This is a genomic window from Amycolatopsis sp. cmx-4-61 (genome assembly GCF_046548775.1).
In the GTDB taxonomy this organism is placed as follows: domain Bacteria; phylum Actinomycetota; class Actinomycetes; order Mycobacteriales; family Pseudonocardiaceae; genus Amycolatopsis.
Genome location: NZ_JAEBEI010000016.1, coordinates 42,010 through 59,435 on the forward strand (window position 1 = coordinate 42,010; position 17,426 = coordinate 59,435).

At 67.4% G+C, this 17,426-nt stretch carries 13 protein-coding genes; 7 read left to right on the forward strand and 6 right to left on the reverse strand.

What is annotated here, in order from left to right; genetic code table 11:
* Positions 1 to 50 precede the first annotated feature (50 nt).
* The 7 genes from ACLJOU_RS34135 (at position 51) to ACLJOU_RS34165 (ending at position 6,636) form a co-directional block, all read left to right on the forward strand.
* The gene (locus ACLJOU_RS34135) at positions 51 to 920 is read left to right on the forward strand and encodes a L,D-transpeptidase family protein (protein WP_410573375.1); all 870 of its coding nucleotides are present in this window, start codon (positions 51 to 53) and stop codon (positions 918 to 920) included.
* A gap of 34 nt (positions 921 to 954) precedes the next feature.
* Positions 955 to 1,701, forward strand: a complete 747-nt coding sequence (locus tag ACLJOU_RS34140; RefSeq protein WP_410573376.1) for a hypothetical protein — start codon at positions 955 to 957, stop codon at positions 1,699 to 1,701.
* Positions 1,702 to 1,845: 144 nt separating this feature from the next.
* Positions 1,846 to 2,952: a hypothetical protein gene (locus ACLJOU_RS34145; RefSeq protein WP_410573377.1), complete on the forward strand. Its 1,107-nt coding sequence runs from the start codon at positions 1,846 to 1,848 to the stop codon at positions 2,950 to 2,952.
* A gap of 21 nt (positions 2,953 to 2,973) precedes the next feature.
* Complete coding sequence (locus ACLJOU_RS34150; protein WP_410573378.1) at positions 2,974 to 3,447, forward strand: hypothetical protein; 474 nt, start codon at positions 2,974 to 2,976, stop codon at positions 3,445 to 3,447.
* A 108-nt stretch (positions 3,448 to 3,555) separates the two neighbouring features.
* Positions 3,556 to 3,753 (forward strand): hypothetical protein, encoded by a 198-nt coding sequence (locus tag ACLJOU_RS34155; protein WP_410573379.1) that lies wholly within the window; start codon positions 3,556 to 3,558, stop codon positions 3,751 to 3,753.
* 2 nt (positions 3,754 to 3,755) lie between these two features.
* Entirely contained in the window at positions 3,756 to 4,853 is a 1,098-nt protein-coding gene (locus ACLJOU_RS34160; protein WP_410573380.1) for a 3-oxoacyl-[acyl-carrier-protein] synthase III C-terminal domain-containing protein, read from the forward strand.
* A gap of 37 nt (positions 4,854 to 4,890) precedes the next feature.
* On the forward strand, positions 4,891 to 6,636 hold the full coding sequence (locus ACLJOU_RS34165) for a hypothetical protein (protein WP_410573381.1): 1,746 nt from the start codon (positions 4,891 to 4,893) through the stop codon (positions 6,634 to 6,636).
* A 166-nt stretch (positions 6,637 to 6,802) separates the two neighbouring features.
* Here ACLJOU_RS34165 and ACLJOU_RS34170 read toward each other — a convergent pair whose 3' ends face one another.
* The 6 genes from ACLJOU_RS34170 to ACLJOU_RS34195 all read right to left on the reverse strand — a co-directional run bounded on the left by ACLJOU_RS34170 (position 6,803) and on the right by ACLJOU_RS34195 (position 17,159).
* Complete coding sequence (locus ACLJOU_RS34170; RefSeq protein WP_410573382.1) at positions 6,803 to 8,212, reverse strand: Wadjet anti-phage system protein JetD domain-containing protein; 1,410 nt, start codon at positions 8,210 to 8,212, stop codon at positions 6,803 to 6,805.
* Positions 8,209 to 11,295 carry a hypothetical protein gene (locus ACLJOU_RS34175; RefSeq protein ID WP_410573383.1) on the reverse strand — a complete coding sequence of 1,029 codons (3,087 nt, stop codon included), beginning with the start codon at positions 11,293 to 11,295 and terminating at the stop codon, positions 8,209 to 8,211. The genes ACLJOU_RS34170 and ACLJOU_RS34175 overlap by 4 nt, the downstream gene beginning before the upstream one ends.
* Positions 11,276 to 11,920 (reverse strand): hypothetical protein, encoded by a 645-nt coding sequence (locus tag ACLJOU_RS34180; RefSeq protein WP_410573384.1) that lies wholly within the window; start codon positions 11,918 to 11,920, stop codon positions 11,276 to 11,278. The genes ACLJOU_RS34175 and ACLJOU_RS34180 overlap by 20 nt, the downstream gene beginning before the upstream one ends.
* The gene (locus tag ACLJOU_RS34185) at positions 11,913 to 12,434 is read right to left on the reverse strand and encodes a hypothetical protein (protein WP_410573385.1); all 522 of its coding nucleotides are present in this window, start codon (positions 12,432 to 12,434) and stop codon (positions 11,913 to 11,915) included. Before ACLJOU_RS34185 ends, ACLJOU_RS34180 begins: the two co-directional genes overlap by 8 nt.
* Entirely contained in the window at positions 12,431 to 13,609 is a 1,179-nt protein-coding gene (locus tag ACLJOU_RS34190) for a hypothetical protein (RefSeq protein ID WP_410573386.1), read from the reverse strand. Before ACLJOU_RS34190 ends, ACLJOU_RS34185 begins: the two co-directional genes overlap by 4 nt.
* A gap of 358 nt (positions 13,610 to 13,967) precedes the next feature.
* Positions 13,968 to 17,159 (reverse strand): DEAD/DEAH box helicase, encoded by a 3,192-nt coding sequence (locus ACLJOU_RS34195; RefSeq protein ID WP_410573387.1) that lies wholly within the window; start codon positions 17,157 to 17,159, stop codon positions 13,968 to 13,970.
* Positions 17,160 to 17,426 lie beyond the last annotated feature (267 nt).

Sequence of the window (17,426 nt, forward strand, 5' to 3'; positions counted from 1 at the left end):
AGCGGGCGGGCCTGCCACGGACTCCATCGACCGTGAGGAAGGACTGTCTCATGTCCGAGATGCCACAGCCAGCACCGACCAGGTGGCGGGTGCTCGTGCTCTGGCTGGCCGGGTTCGCGCTGGTCGGCATCGCAGGCGTCCTGCTCGCACCGTCACCGAACGCGCCCCACACCGCGCGCGGCACCGATCCAGTGGAGCTGGGAGTAGAACTGCACGCCCCCGTCGTGGCGGCCCGCGTCGTCCCGAATCTGACCGGGTTGCCCGAGGCCAGCACCTTCGGCGCCGTCACGGCCGCTCCGCAGGACGCGACAACCGACGAGGTACCGGACGGGCAACTCGTGCACCCGAGCGAGCCGGTGCCGGTCTTCGCCCAGCCGGGCGGGGACGCCATCGCGGTCCTGCCGACTACGCAGCTGGGATCCGACACATGGGTACCGGTGATCGCCGAGGAACCGGGCTGGGTGCAAGTGCTGCTGCCGGCCCGGCCCAACGGCTCCACCGGATGGCTGTCCACCCAGGACAACTCGCTCACGATCCGATCGACGACCGACCGAATCGTCATCGACCGAGCCGCGTTCCGGCTCACCCTCTACCGCGACCATCAGCAGATCGGCACCTGGAGCGTCGGCGTCGGCACCGCCGCGGCACCGACGCCGGCCGGGCGGACGTTCGTGCTCGCCTCGATGACCGACGCGAAGCAGAAATTCAGCCCGGTCATCTTCCCGCTCGGGATCCACTCCACGACCTTCTCCACCTACGGCGGCGGCCCCGGCACCACAGGTATCCACGGCTGGCCCACCACCGAAGTGTTCGGCCGCCCGTCCAGCGACGGATGCATCCGTGTCCCCGCCGACGCCCTCGCCACCTTCACCAATCCCATCGACCCGGTGCCCATCGGCACCCCAGTCCTCATCCGCTAGCGCAATCACACCACCACTTCTGGAGAGAACAGTCATGAACACCACACGTACCGCTCTCGCCGCGGCCGGAGCCGGGGCGCTGCTCGTCGGCTCCCTCACCACGTTCGTGTCCAGCTGCACCCCGGCGACCGCGGCGCCGCCCGCCCTCGCGGCCGCCGCTGCGACGTCGACGGCAACCGGGATCTCCGTCTCCGGCGGCGAAACCCTGAAGCCCGCGCGGCCGAGCGTGTCCAGCAGCGGCGCGATCCAGTCCGCCGGCGGATCGGTGTCCACGTCCAGCGGCGCGGTCGTGGCCAGCGGCGTCAGCCTGCAGGCCGGCGCAGGCTTCGCCGAAGCCCGCGTCGCGTCGGTGCGGGTCGGCGGGACCACAGTCGGGCCGTTCGTAGCGACCTGCCGCAACGGCTCGATCACCACCAGCGCCCCCAAGGGTGGCAGCGGCAACCTGAAGGTCTCGCCCGGCGGCCACGGCACCGCCGCGGTCATCACCGTCACCACCAGCACCGCCCCCACCCGCACGAACGAGTCCGGCGCACCGAACAAGCCGACCGCGGGGACGGCAATCACCGTGACCGTGGCGACGGTCAGCTGCGGCATCGGAACCCTGCCGCCGACGGGCAACCCGCCCACCGGCACCCACCCGGCCCCGACGCACAAGCCCGGGCCTCCGGGTACGTCGCGGCCAGGGGCGCCGGGCCAGCGGCATCAACAGGGTGACAACCCGGGTGACCGGACCGCACCCAAGCCGCAGCCCAAGCCCGGCCACGTCGCCGTCACCGGCTGACCACAAGACCGCGCGGGCCCGCAATCCTCACCTCAACCCTCACGCGGGCCCGCGCACCCCCTCTCGTTCCCACGTCCCCTCCGGGCGGCCCTCCCCACGCCCGCACAACAACGCCATCCGACTCACCCATCAGGGGAGATCTTCATGTCCGAGCTCATGTTCAGCCACCCCAGCAACGACTACCCCGACGCTGCATCCTCCGAGGACGTCCGAGCCGTGCACTTCGTCGGCTCGCTGCCCGCCGTCCTCACCGGCGACCACCGAGCCACGATGCAGTGGTTTCTCGACTACACCCCCGACACGTCACTGACCGGGCTGCCGTGCGACCCGGACCCCCGGTGGATCATCGACTGGCTCGACGGCCTCGCCACCGTCGACGCCCTCGAGCCCGTCCGCACCGGCCACTCCGCCGACTACGACGACATGCCGACCTACCGCCTCAAGCACGGACACTGGCTCGAATCCGACGATCTGGCCCTCGGCCGCGCCGCCCACACCGGCGCCGTCATGGCCGCCCGCGCCCAGCTGCACGGCGACCGGGGCATCCCGCCGCATCAAGTGTCGGTCCCGAATCCCTACGACCTGTCGCTGTTCACCTTCGGCAGCCCGGGTGCGGCGGTCACGCACCTGCCGGTGTTCCGCCAGGCCGTGCTCGACGACGTCCACACCATCCACCAACGACACGGCGGCCAAGTTGTCTTCCAGCTCGAGACCCCCGCCGTCCTCGCGACGCTGGACCGCACACCGAGGCCGCTCTGGCCCGCAGCGGTCCGCGCGCTGGCCAAGCAGGTCGCGCGCGTCTTCGCCGACGGCCCCCGGGACGCGACGTGGCGGATCCATCTCTGCCACGGCGACCTCGGTCACCAGCCGCTGTTCGCGCTCTCCGACCTCGTGCCCGCGGTGCAGTTCCTCAACGCCCTGCACAAGCAGCTGCACCGGCTACGGATCCCGATGCCGGCGGCGCACATCCCGATGTGCACCGGCACCGAGGCACCTCCGACGGATCCGCGGTTCTACCGGGCGCTGCGGCACCTGCGCCGCGACATCGACGTCATCGCCGGACTCGTCGACGAAACCCACCCCAAGGACTCCCACACCGCCCTGGGGCTGGTCGAGACCGAACTGGGCCGGCCCGTGCTCGCGGTCGCTGCCGCGTGCGGCCACGGGCGGCGGCTCGTCCCCGAGGCCGTCGCCAACGCCGCACTGGCCTGCGAACTTGCCCGCCACACCACCGACACCCCCGCCCGCTGAACCCCTGGAAGGACTGTCGAGATGGACGCCACGACCACGCAGATCCCGTCCGCGGCCGGGCATCTGGCCGGCGAAGACGAGACGCTCACCCCGATCATGCGCACCGGGATCGTGCCCACCCGCGCGCTGTCCGGTGGCCGGATGCACCTGCCCGGCGCCACCACCCTCGCTCCGCAACGGCACGACACCACCGAAACGGCGATCGCGATCATCAGCGGCCACGTCGCCGTCCTCTCCGGCAACGCCATGCAACCCTTCCACCCCCGCGCCGGGGACATCATCTACATCCCCGCGACCCTGCCCTATGCCGTGGTCAACCTCAGCCACAACGCCTCCGTCCTCGCCCTGGTCTTCCGCACCGACCCCGGCTTCGACACCGACATCCACCGCGTGCCCGAACTCGACCACGCCGCCCGCGACCAGATCCCCGACCTGCGCCGCGCCCACCACAAGGCGCTGCTCACCCGGCGCAGCGGCCGCGCCCGCCGAACCTGACTCCGCTCTCACCCTCCGTCCAGCGCCACGCCACCCGCCGACCGAACTCGTTCGGCGCCTCCCCGTCACCTGGCGTGCCACACCAACCGGCCCGATCAGGAAGACGTCATGCGCACCTGGATCACCGACACCACCCACGACCTACTCGACCACCCGCCACCCGGCGGACCGCTCACGCTCGACGAAATCGCCGCCTGCGCCAGCATCACGACCCATCACCTGCGGGCCTACTACGACTCGGTCGACGCCATCGTCACTGACAACACCGACACCTCGGCATGCCCAAGCCAGATGGGGCGGTGCTGACGATGCGCTGGCCGAACCTGCACCTCCGCGGCGTCGGCGCCGCGCTCGGCGAGATCGTGGCCATCGAAGATCTCGAGTCCGGCCGCACGCTGCGCGGCGCGACCAGCCAGCGCGCCGTGTCGATCGCCCGCGACACCACCGGCATGGACCTCGCCGTACGCGCCGGCCGCAACGCCCTCGCCAGCATGGCCATGACCACTACCGGCCCACTGCCCGTTCCCGACTTGCACTTCCACGCCGCGATCTGGCGCGGCAGCCGCGGCATCGACTTCTGGTCCCGCGCAGCCTACGTCCGCTCCCGACTCGGCCTCCCCGCCGGCCGCGGGATCGCCACCGAACTGAATGCCATGAGCAACAGCCTCGTCGGCGGCATCGACATCTCCGCCCGCGTCCTCGCCGGCAGCCCCGACCTCGACACCGTCCTGCTCACCGGCGGCGAAACCTTCGGCCCACCCGCCTTCGACCACCTCGCCGCCGACCACGGCATCGCCTACGGCGACGGCGGCTCCGCCCTCATCCTCGGCCGCCACCCCGGCCTCGCCCACATCCTCGCCACCAGCTCCTACACCGACCCCACCCTCGAACAACTCCACCGCGGCAACCACCGCTTCGCCCCCGCCGGCACCACCGAACTCGGCATCGAACGCATCCGCGAACGCAAACGCCAATACACCGACGCCGTCGGCACCAACTCCGTCACCCGTCGCAACCACGACGGCGTCCGCGCCGTCATCGACGAAGCCCTCCACGACGCCGACCTCACCCTCGACCGGCTGAGCTGGGTGCTGCTGCCGCACTACGGACGGCACCTGCTCGACACCCAGTGCCTGCAACCGCTCGGCATCACCGCCGACCGCACCCTCTGCCACGCCGGCGACCAGTGGGGCCACATCGGACCCAACGACCAGATCATCGGCCTCACCCACCTGATCACGCGCGGTGCCGTCTCCCCCGGCGATCATGTCGGCCTGCTCGGCATCGGTATCGGCATGACCTGGAGCGCCGCGATCCTCCGCATCGACACAATGCCGCCTGGTTTGCGCATCCTCACCCCGCCCCTGCGCTGGCCCTGGCGCGCACCAGCACGGACGCAGAGCTGACCCAGCCCGCCCCGCCGAGCTCCCCGAGGGACTCCCCATGCCAAACACCTACATCCCATCGCGCCTCGACCAGGCGCTCTTCGGCGCGCCATTCATCGTCATCGACGCCGACAACGCCGCCCACACGATCACCCACCGCCTCGACGACGCCGTCGACACCCTCAACACCAGTAGTGCGGCGCGAGCGATCGTCGGCACGCTCCAGCAACCCCTCCTCGCCATCGACATCGACCCCGAAGACACCGGCGCAGGTGCCGACGCAGGCGATGCCGTCGCCGAACAGCTGATCCTCTGGGCCGACCACTACGGCCTGCCGTGGCTGCGCCGCGACTCCGGCCGCCCCGGCCACACCCACCTCGTCGTCAAGACGCCGCCGTGCCTACGCGAAGAGCTGCAGCTCGTCGTTTCCATAGTCGCGACCAGGCAGAACGTCTCCGCCACCGTCCGCTCAACCCTCCGGCTCACCTCCTCGCCGCACCGGCACGACTTGCCCTGCCTCATCCGGAACTGCACGCTGACGACGACCGACGTGTCCCAGCCCATCGACACCAGACCACGGCGCACCTCGCGACTCGCGCCCCGACAGGGCAGGTCAGGCCGCAGCAGGTCCGAAGGCGAATACGGCCACGCCCTCGCCCTTGCCCGCGCTGGCCACACGGTCGCGCACGCCTGGGCCTTCGCCAACCTCGCCGGCACCAAGGCCCGCGAGATCGGCGAGAAGGCCTGGCGCCGGTGGTTCTGGGCGCCCGCCACCACGATCGCCGCCGCCGAAAGCGACCTCACCGAGCAACAGGCATGGGACCTTTTCCAGCAAGCCTCCCCCACACAAGCTGCCCACGTCGGGCGGAACTCATGGCGCCGCAACCGCTGGCTACCTACCCTCCGGGAAGCAGCGGAAAGCAGGCCACGACGCCATCGCCTCGGACCACACCAAGCCACCGACTGCCCGAGCGAGCCTTCGCCTCGTCGACTCCGCCAGGTTCGGGCGGGGCTTCACGCCGCCGTCGACGGACACCTGGCGGCTGGATTCAACACGGCGATGCGCACCGGTGTGATCGCGGGCGTACGGATTTCCAGCTTGCGCGCAGCCCTTGACGCATTCGCGCACGCCGTCCTCGCCACAGGAGGCTCCATCTCCATTCGTCACTGGGCCGAGCGCGCAGGCCTCGATCCCAAGACCGTCCGCCGAGCACGAGATGCGGCCCTGAAGCTGGGCATCCTCAAACGCGTGCACCACTACGCCGGAGGAGAAACAGACTGCGACGCATTCATCTTGACCGACAGCGCGAACCCCGATCACAACACAGACTTAACTTCCCCCACTGTGTACACCCCCACCCGCGGCCAAGCAGATCCCCTTAGGCTGCGATCACAGCATCAACGTGATAGGCGCCGGTTCTTACTCAATCGCAGCCTGAGGGTCTCTGCCACCGAAGTCCGCTTTCCGCAGTCTGGGCAAGAGCCATCGCCTGCTACTGCCACCACTACCACTGCTCATGGACAGCGTGAATTCGCCGGAGTCGACGACCCTCATCTCCGAGACGGCAACCTGCTCCGTCGCGTCGATCGCCTTTGCCGGAATCGAAATTCGCCCTCTGATACGAATATCCGGGAATATACCATTAACCACAGATCGAAAGAGATCGCAATCGCGGAAACACCGAGCAACTTTGCCGCCTGCTCAACAGCCAGGAAACGCGGCACGCCGACATCAGATTCCGACATCACAAACCTCCGGAGCCACACGGCCGGGGAAGCTGGCGCCGCCAGCGCGAGCGACTGACCAAATCAGCACCATTGACTTCAGGGTCTCCCAGAAATCTCAACTCGTCAACCTGACAGGTGCGGCCGACTCAGACCTCACCTAGAACTTCGCCCTTGCGCTGCCGCGCGGCGCTTCGGACTCGGTCCGCGAAACAGCCAGAACGATCGTCATCCGGGGTCGAGCGTCATGGCTCCCATTTCGTCAGTGCGTGTTCCAACGTCGGAAGTACTTCCTTGTACTGCGACTCCTGCTCACGGCCGTCGCCGGTCGGGGCGATCGCGGCAGCCAGAGACCTCAGCGCGACTGGGCCATCGGCGGCAAGGCGAGCGGCCCTGGCCCGTCCTCGTTCTAGTTCGCTCGGTGTCTGCCGGCGATACGGTCCGGCGGCCCAAGACTCGACGTCCATTGCGACGGGGTGGATCTCGTGGCTGAGGCGGACCGACAGGTTGTTGATGATGCCAATGCCGTCGGCGTCGAGGTCGCACCACGCCGCGATCGGAAGATGATCGAATGCGGAAAGGAATGTGACGAGCGGCCGGCTGGCGTAGCCTGCGCCCCACACGCACAGCCAGCGGTGGTAGATGTCCGTCTTGGTGCACACCTGCTCGAATGCGTCCTTGTTTTCGATGACGAGCACGCCTCGGACATCCGATCGGTCTACGGTGCCCAGAAGCTCGATTCCCCCTGCGGGTAAGCCGATCCAGGGGCAGGTCGAGTGCGCGTCGGCGACGACGTTGCCGACGTGCCAGCGTAGCGGTCCGCGCATGAGAATTTCGACGTCGGTGACCTTGACTGCTTTGGTGAACGGCTTTCCGACGAGGTTGGCAAATGCCGTCTCGCGTTCCGGAGTCCAGCGTTTGGAGTCACGGAATGCCTCGCTGGCGACTTGCTTCGCCGTCAACTCGGTGGTGGCGCCATCATGCGTGTACCAGTAGCAGGCGCCTCGTATGGCGTCTTCGAACACCGACCAGACGGTCGTTCCGGTTCGGGAGCCCGAGGGCGCCCGCAGGGCGGTGCTGGGTTCGGTATTGTTCAGGCGGCGCAACTCGTCGGAAAGTTGTGGTACGCCGTCGAGGAGTTCGGCGAGAGCCGCGCGGGCGACTTCGGGATCTTGGCGGCCGGTGAGCTCGTTCAGGTGATCGAGGCGGGCGACCTGCCACCCTTCGGTGAGCCGCAGAACGTGTGGCTGGTAGTCGAAGCCGTCGACGCTGCAGCGCAGCACGGCGACTCCGCTGCGCACCAGCTCGGCCGCGGCGTCCCAGGCGCGGTCGCCGAACTGCGTGACCACACCGGTCCACAGCCGCCCGCTCTTGGTACGAAGAACCCATTTCAAGTCATTCTTCGACAGGGTCGACGGCAGTGCGAAGGCGGCTGCACGCGCCGCCGGGAGGAGGTCAACTTGCCGCGGCTTGACTCGCCCTCGCCGGTCTCGGGGTACACGGTCGATGTCCTCGGCGAACTCGAGATCATCATCATCGTCCGGACGTGACTTCGGAACTGTGTACGCCTTGACCCCGCTCGGAAGGTCGGGCAGCGGCACTTCGATCCGGCCCACGCTTTCGCCGAACAGGAACTCGATCGGCCGGCCGGTCATCTGTCACGGCTCCGCAGTCGCCTGCCGGACAGCATCTGCTCGGCGGTCAGCTCCACTTGCTCACCATTTTCCGTGAAGCCCCACACTCGCGTCGGGCGGTTGTACGCCTCGCTCTCACTCGTGTGAGCGAACCACAGCAACTCGCCGCAGACGTCGGCGGCGTCTACGACGACGCTGTCCTGACAGGTTCCGAGAATAGTCACCTGCGTGTCCTCGGCGACCCGGTTGAGCGCGCCCAGAACGTCTTTGCGGTTGACCTCGCCGAGACTGTTGCCCAGCTCGTCTAGGACCAGCACTCGCCCGTGAGTCTCCTTATCCGCTAGCACCGCGGCCAGCACAAGCTGCACGGCATAGACCTTGACCTGCGCGCCGTTGGCGATCTCCCGGTAGGAGACCATGCCACCGCTGCGCGACCGCTTCCACCTCGGCGTGACTTCCCAGACCCACTCCGCGGCTCCGTGGGGAAGGGACGGCACGAAATGCAGTTCTGCGCCGTTGCCGGATCGGTCGGAGTCGAGCTGACCGAACCGGACGCTGATGCGGTTGAGGACACCTTCGATGCGCTGCGAGATCATGTGCTGAAGCACCTCGAGACGCTGTTCGGAATCCCGCAGGTCGCCCTCGAGACTCTCGTGGATGAGGGCTTGCTCGGCACGTTCCTCGTGGATCCGCTTTTTGGTCACCCGATCTGGTCCCGCCCGGGCCTCGAGCCTGGACCGCAACGGGGCGGCGATCTCGCGAAGGCCCAGTCGAGGTGCCCTGTCTCCCGCGTCGGCGGCCAGCTGCTGCCGCGCACCAATCAATTCGCGAATCTCGTCGGGCATCGACTCCTGACCCTCATCGAAACCGAAGAGCCGTATGGCGTCGGCCAGGTGATCGATGGCTTTGACCCGTGTGGCGCCGAGACCGCCCAGGTGCACGGCCTCGGTCTGTTCGCTGCCTTCCTCAGTCGGGACGCAGGCAGCGGCCAGCACTCCCCACCGTTCCACGTCGAGGTTCTCGCGCTCAGTCTTCCTGGTGTTCAGCCTTGCCAGCTTGCTTCGTTCGACCTCTTGGAATCTGGCGTGTTGAGCCTGTAGAACTTCGATTTTGCCCGTACGTCCGGACACAGCGTCCCGCGCGCGCTCCCATTCGCCTTGAACCTTCGCCTCGTGTGTGGTCGCCTCGCGGATCTCTCGATCCAGGCCCGAGACTCGGTTCGTGACCTGACGCTCCTGCTCGTTCACCGAGCGAAGCCTCTCAGCCGCGATGGCACACTTGTGCCGGTTCGCCGCAAGCGCAGCCGCGGACTGAGCCAGAGTCAGCTTAGACCTGACGTTGGCAGCGTTCTGCTCGGCGTAGGCTAGGTGCCTTCGCAGCTGTGCGAGCAGAACGTCACGACCGGCGATCGGGTCCGGGAATCCGCCGACGATCGTGACGGCCAGAACGGGGTCTTGAACACGATCGGGTTCCGTGCAGTGGTCCAGGCGCTCCGCCAGTTCGTGGAGGAACGAGCCGATACCCCAGGAGCATCGAATTCCCTCCGGCAACGACGTTTTCGCCTGGTCCGTCCCAATCACGACCACGCCAGGCAGGTCCGCCAACGCAGCGCAGGCCTGGGAAAGCTGACCATGGTGGACGACAACCGCGTGTTCGTACTGGCTGATTCGTGGTTCCCAGGCGCCGCGTGCGGGCTCATCCAGCTCGAGGACGTCGAAGAGCGCCGCACCGGCGACGTCCGCATCAGCCAAGGCGTCGAGGGCCAGGCCGGCGAGGCCGACTCGACCGTTTCCGGCCCGTTCGACAGCCGCGCGTCCGGATTCCACAGCAGCGTCGGCCGCGTCACGATCAGCTTCAGTCCGATGCACGTCTCGCTCGGCTGCGGTCAAGGCCTCGGACGTGCTCGCGCTGCTGCTGCCGTCCCAGCCGTCCGTCCGTGGACGCAGGTCGTTGCGCTCCAGGACGAGGGCGTTCTGGGTCTCGCTGTGAGCGGCACGCTGTTCACGAAGTTTCGACGTCCGCTCTCGTGCCCTCTGCCACAGGTCGTAGACGCGCCGCTCGGCAGTTTCGAGTTCCGTGGCGCCGATCAGCTCGTCAAGGATTTCCTTCGCCGCCTCGGCGCGCGCGTGAGCTTCGTCGTAGTCTTCGGCTAGCGCACGAATGTCCTGTCCGGCTACGACGTCTGCCTCCAGCACTTTTCGGTACTGGGCTGTGACGTAGCCGTCCCACCACTTCTCGGCCGCATTGAGTGCTTCGCGCGCGGCATCGCGCTGCTCGATCGCCTCGAGCTCGGCGGCCACCTCACGCTCACGCGCAGCAGCGCGCTCGAGCGCGTCGTCTCGTTGGCGCCGTTGCACCAGCACGTCTCCGCGCTGTTTGCGTTCGGCGTCGAGATGTGCCTTCGACCCGGACAAAGCGATGAGCGACTCACCGATGTCTTTCGGCTGCATCTCGGTCATCTGTTGGCTCAGCAGTGATGGCACAGGTGGACGAAGGGGCGTGTCCAGGTAAGTGAGGCAACGTGGTGCGTCGCCGTAGAGCTCCTCCGCCATGCGCCGTGCCGACAGCCTGCCGCGCCGCTTGAGTGACTTCCAGATCGCATCGGCTTGCAAATCGCGCTCGTCGAGGTCCTCGTCGTCCGCTAAATGGACACCTTCAGCCCACACCGCCTCCAGGTACGGCTTGGAAGTCTCGAGGTGAACCCACACCGTGATCGCTGACTCCCGTGGCTGTTCTTCATGGGCGAAGACACCGACTATGTAGCCGCTCTTGGCAGCACTGGCTCGCTCGGAGTCCACCCCGGCGGAATCGGGGAGGAACAGGACACCTGCGGCCGCTTTGCCGCCCGCGGTATCGAACCGCCACTGCGGGTCTCCCAGAAGGATCGAGACGGCGACGAGAAAGCTCGTTTTACCGGAGCCGTTGGAGTCTCCACGAGGCCCTTCACCGGAAACTGCGACGAAGGTACCGGGCACGATCGGCACCGGATGGGTCGTTAGGCGGGCGATGTCGAACGTCTGGACAGCGATAAGGTGGCGGCTGCCGATCACCCCGAGGCTGCTCACACGCGGCACTTCCGGCGTTTCAGTCATCGTGCGGGACACCCGCGCTCTTCACGCTCTTCGCACTCATCGCGCGTTGTCGACGGATGCCCAGCGCCAGGTCGCCGTGCGGTTCGGTCAGCAGGATGAGCTCTTCGAAGAGCTCAGAGCATGCCCGCGCGCTCAGCCTGAGGAATTGCGGTCCTGGTACAACGCCGCCTTGTCGCTGCTGGACGAGGTCGTGGAGGCGCAGTTCCTTGAGGGCGTCATCGACCGTGCTCTTGCGCTCGATTCGTCCGCTTTTCAGCAACGCTGTCGGCACCGGGTCACCCTCCGTCCATGACTCGTGGGCGGTCAGCCGTCCTTCCGCACGGGGGATCGCGACCGAGAACAGCAGGATCATGGTCAGAACTGCTCGCACCTCCAGCGGGAGCACCCCGACTCCGATGTCGGCGAGCTGTCTGCGGATGTCGTCGTCATACCCAGTAAGGTAGCCAGGCCCTACCTTGATCAAGATCCGGCCGGCTGCAGCTAGCACCTGTTCAACGACTTGTCGCAGGGTCGGGTCCATGAGCGCGCGGAACTCCTGTGTAGGCACTGGGAGTTTCGCGGCCTCGACGGCGGCGACGGCTACGAGCACGTCGCTGCGACGCAGGGCAGGCAGGGAAGCGAGCAAGTCGTCATGCACGGCCTGCATCCTCGTTCCCGGGCAATGTCGCATGCTGCCGGCGCAGCTGTGCGATTTCGGTGTCGGTCCATGTGGCCACGGCCGGTCCCAGCCTGATCGTCCCGTCGCCGAGGTCAGTTTCGAGGTAGCCCCACGCGCTCAGTCGGTTGACTGACGGTATTACCTGTTGAACTCCCAATGATTTCAGCGCATCTCGAAGAGCGTCCAGGGTGCTTGCTACGCCCGGGAGGATTGGTTGGTCCGGGTCGGGCCAGCACAGGTGTAGGCACGCGGCGAGGGTGAGGATGTCGCGTTCGGTACCGCCGGGTGGGCCGCCGGGGTCTTTCGGCGTCAAGGGGCTGGGCTGTTGCCAGGCAAGGGTCAGCCCGTGTTCGCCTGCCGGTCCATGTACTTCGACGATTCGATGTCCGGCTGCCGTCGCGGCGGCGCGTAGAGCTGCGGCACCGGCTTCCTCGTCTGGCATCCGCATGAGACGCCAGATCCGCAGTTGGGCAACGATGAAGGGGTTGGTCATCGAGTTCGCCGGCCCTCGTCGATGAGTTGCATCGGGGTGACGTAGCTGACCGAGCCGTCGGCATTCACTCTCAGTTCGTCGGGCAGCAGCACAGTGAAAGGGACGTCTGGATCGCCGGACGCTGCCAGCACCTCGGCCACAAACCGGGCAGCCTCCGGCCAGGCCAGCGACTCGATGTGCGCTGTCAGGTCCATTTCGGAGTGGCCTGCCATCTGCAGCCTCAAGGAGGCTTCCCGTCGCTCTTGTTGCCGGGCTCGCTGTTCGCGCGCCCGGCGCAGGGGATCGTGATCGGCCGGGAGATCAGGTGAGCGGGGTGCGCGCCTGGTTGGTCCTCGTGGTCTATATTGTTCTACGGTCGCGAGGATCTCGTCGGGTGTGATCGAGGCCGCGGGTGGATCGAAAGCCATGTTCGCGAACACTGCGGCCAACGCGTCCTGTGCCGACTGTAACGCCGCCGTCCGGTACTGCTCGGGCAGAAGCATCGAGAAGTCCCGTTCGGCGGTAACCGCTCGCAACAGACGATCCACCAGGTCGTTGGCGGCCCCGGAATAGCGCAGTGCCTGGGTGATGAGTTTCGCGCCGGCGGAGCTTAGTTCGGAAAACCTGCGTTCGACCACGTGGACGAGTTCCTTGGCTTCGGTCAGCAGGCGATCTGCGGCGCGGTGGTTCCGTCGCTCCCGGATGAGCTCTTCTACGGGACGATCACGGAGCTGGACCAACTCGCCGGCACTGATCGAGAGGGCTCGGCGCAAGGTGGTCAGCCGTTCACTCACCTCTTCGCGGGTGATCAGTCCGGCCTGGATGTCCCGACGCGTCTCGTCGAGCAGGAACAAGATTTCTTGAATCCCGGTGCCGCGGCGAAGCTTGTCGAATACTAGTAATCCGGCGACGCTCGTCGTGTTGAACAGCAAGCGGCGCTGGTACGCATGCCCGTGTGGACGACGGAGTAGCTTGAGTTGCTTGAACAACGCTATCCGGCTGTCGAAAATTCTGGGATCCGTTGCAGGGCAGCCCGCCTCAATTTGCTCAATGGTCAGTCCTTCGCCAGTTTCGTCGAGGTCGCCGAAGACCTTGTAGACCGCCTGGGCGAAGGCCAGGAGAGCGGGATCCTGGATCACTGCACCTTGGTTGTCGGCTACTGGCGCGACGAACGCACCCAGGCGCTCGAGGAACATCTCTGCAGGATCCTCTGCTACACCTGGTGAGAATAGGTGCCTTTCCTTCGCATGACGATCGTCTGGACACACAGAAGCGGATTCTTCCCGCTGTGTCGACCGACTGTCATGGGCCGAATGGGCTACAGCTCCTTCGAACGGGTGAGCCATCGCTTTGGTGGATATTTGACAAGAGGTTTCGCCCGTCGCGACGCGCGCTTGGTGTGCGACGTTCTCCGGTGCGTTTCCGCGGGTGGTCCAGCAGAGCCGCAAGTGAGTGAGGGCTGCCGCGCTAACCGCTCTGGCTACGGCCGCTCAGACTGGATGTGGCCCCGTTTGACGGACCTCTTGGCCGTCAAACGGGTGGAAGGGTCCGCGCTCAATCTGAGCCGTGCACTTCGAACGTACCCTTGGTGACAGCCCGCACGTACGACTCGGCGCCGGCCAGCAGTCGAAGTTGCTCGTCCGTGCACCGCGCGGCGCTGAGCCCGGGTTGCACGACCAGCGTCCGCAATCTCGGGAAGAGCAACGGGGCCTGCTCGCGGATCCTGAGCAAAGCGGCACCGTCGCCGACCTCGAAAGCCGTCTTGCCGGGATGCCTGAGCCGGTACGCGCGAGTCCGGCGGTCGAGGTGCTCAAGCAGCGGTCGGCCACCGCCGTCGCGCCACCTCGCGCCGCGGATCGCCTGACCGCACACTTCATACAGGTCCTTGAGCCGGGCGCCCGGGTCGTCGCCGCTGGAGAACTTGCAGTGCACCAGCGTGATCACCAGATCGTTTCCGTCGATGCGAAGCCCAACCAGGTCCGCGGCTTCCCCCTTGCCATCGTCGTCGATCAGCACATCGAAGGTCCGATTCCGCTGCAGCTCGCGGACCATGAACGCCTGGATAGAGTTCTTCTTCTTTTCGACGCCCTGCGATTCGACACGGATGTTCACCCCCTGCGCTGGCCAGTCGCGGGTGATCAGGTTCGCCGGGTCATAGGGACGAAGCCCTTCCCGGGGCTCCAGCAGCCGGTCGTCCCCGGTGATCATCCGGTCGCCGGACAGGAACAACGTCGGCTTGTGGCGGTTGAGCCACTCCGCCATGGGCTCGCTCTCGTCGACGCGCCCCGTCGTGGCGGTCGCGTCCCTGCCAGTCGCCGTGTAGTGCAGGCCGTCCGGCCCGACCTCGGCAGAGTAGGCGACCTCCCAGCCCGCGCTGACGAGCGAGAAGACGAACGGGCCGGTGCTGCCGTGGTCGTCGACTCGGAATTCGATGTCCGTCAGGACGTGGCTTGTGCCGTCGAACTCGGCCCGGGTCGCCGTTCCGGTGCCCAGGTACAGGTCCCACGGCCATTCGAGGGCGAGTAGCGGGTGCGGCGGACGCTCCGTGATCTCGGTGGGGAACAGCATCCGGCGGAAGATCGCGGTCAGGTCAAGGGTATGGTCCTGCAGCTTGGCGCCCTGCCGGTCGCACCACTCCCGCCACTCGAACAGGTTGCGAGCGGTGGCCATCGCCCAGAACCGGCCCGATAGCGCCGCGCTGATCGTCACGGACTCGCCGTCCTCGAACCCCTTCGTCGCGATGTGCGTCTGGGTCTTGTGGTCGCTCTCGGCCTCTTGCAAGGCGGCTTCGACGTCGCTGCCGACGTGCATCGAGAACCGCCGGTCCCGGTCGCGCGCGTCCAGCAGCCCCAGGTTCGTCGGGATCAGCCGGTCGATGTGCGCGAGGACGCGGAAGGTCCGCATCCCGTTCACCGGCGAAGGTTCTTCGTCGAGCACGACTTCCACCAACCGGTCATACTTGGCCTTCGTGTTCGAACCGTGGACGTAGAGCGTGCCGTGGTCCCGGTCGAAGTAGAGCATGACCAGGTCGAACGACGTGTTCTCCAGCCCGGGAACCCGCCCCCACCTCGGGTCGGCCTCCGCGCGCAGTACGAACCATGCGAAGTCGTTCCCGGTGTTGACGCTGACCAGGTCGTCCAACACCATCCCGGGGTAGACCTGCTTGGCCTTGTCCGGCTCCCAGTCGTGCTTCGACGTCGAGTAGGCGATGGCGCTCATCTTCGGTTCGAGCAACCCGATGGGCACCTCGACCGGGGTGTACGGGAAGGACTCGTCGAACTCTCCGACTTCAAGGGCCCGCCGGGTGGCGCGCTCGGTGACGTCGCTGAGAATCACGTCCCAGTCGGGGTCCTCCCGGAGCAGCTCCCGCATCGGCGACAGGGCCATGGCGGGGTCGCGCGCGACGAAGACGCTGGCATGCCCGATCTTCGTGGGCGACGAGGTCCGGGCCAGCCGGCCGATGAGCTGGAGCATCGGGCTCAGCGATTGCCTGCTGTCGTGGATGGCCGCGACCTTCAACGCCGGTAGGTCGAAGCCCTCTCCCAGCATGTCCACGCAGATGACGATCCGGCAGGCGCGGTTGCCGAGGGCCGCCAGCACGGCCTTGCGCCGCTTGACGGTGACGGTGTCGTGCAGGACCGCCGCGCCCTGCTCCGGCGCGAGGTGCTCGTAGAGCCCGAGGATCTCGGCCGCGCGGACCTTAGTCTTCACCCGCACCAGCAGCACGTGGTCCAGCCCGGCGGCCAGGTCTTCCCGAAGACGGGCCACCGCTGCGGCCGCGAGTTCCTCATCCACGTCCTCGATTCCGACGACGGACCGGAACTTGATCGTGCTGAAGTGGCCGTCACGCTGGGCCTCGCGGAGCGGGAACCGGAAGATCACGCGACCCGGCAGCCGGCGGCCGTCGCCGCGGAACGGCGTCGCCGTGAACAATAGGGTCCGGGCGCCGGGGAATCTGCGGATCACGTGCGTCCAGGTGTCCGCCGGCGCGTGGTGCGCTTCGTCGACGATCAGGTGGCTGCACGCGCCGAGGAGAGCGCTGCGCGCGTCCGCACCGCAGACGTGCAGGACGTGCGGCGTCGCGACGATGACGTTGCACGCGGCGGCGAGCTCGACCGCGTCGGCCACGGATTTGAGTGAGTGCTCGAGCCGCCCGACGTTCGGCCGCAGCGCGTGCGGGGCGACGATCTCCAGCTCCTGCAGGACTCCCAGCCGCTCGAACTTCGCCGCGATCTGGTCGCGCAATGCCGCCGTTGGTACCACGACCAGCAGCAGTTCAGGCCGGGCGGCCACCGTCCAGGCGAGCATCGTCTCCGTCTTGCCTGTGCCCGTTGGCATGACCACCACCGCGGGCTCGTCCACACCGGACGCCTGGAAGCCAACGATGGCGTGTAGGGCGCCGATCTGCGGCCGGCGCAGGCTATGCGGCTCCTCGTGCGACCGGAACCCGATCGCCTCGGCGAACGACTCCCGGACCACCTCGGGCGGCACCGGCTCACGCGAGCCGGACCAGGAAAGCCGGTGCGTCGCCTGTTCGACTGTGGGGATTCTGGCGGTGAGCGGGCCGTCTTCGGCCACCGTCGCTCCCCGGACCGCCGGCCACGTTCCGAACCGGCCGCTCACGGCCAGTTCGCCCGGCTCGTCGACGACCGCCCAGTCGGCCGCGGCCGGTACGAGGAGTTGCCGGACCTCGTTCCCACCGCACCGACGCGGGCGCGCCCAGACGTTGGCGGTCTGGATCTTCATGCCGGCCTTGCACTCCTCGCCTCGACATCGCTGACTCCGTGCGCGGCGGCAGCAACCGAACGGCGCAGTGGCCCCGGTTCGAGAATACCGGCATAATATTCACTCGAATGGGTGGGATTTTCGTTGCGAGCACGAAATCCGCTAGCGTGGCTCACTCCTTGTCCCCGCTCCGTCCCGCGTTCTACGCTTCGCGCCAGAGCAACTGGTCGAGGCGTTCTTGGCCGTCCCGCAGCTCGGCGTGGGTCGCGCTGACGTTCGCCCGCGTCG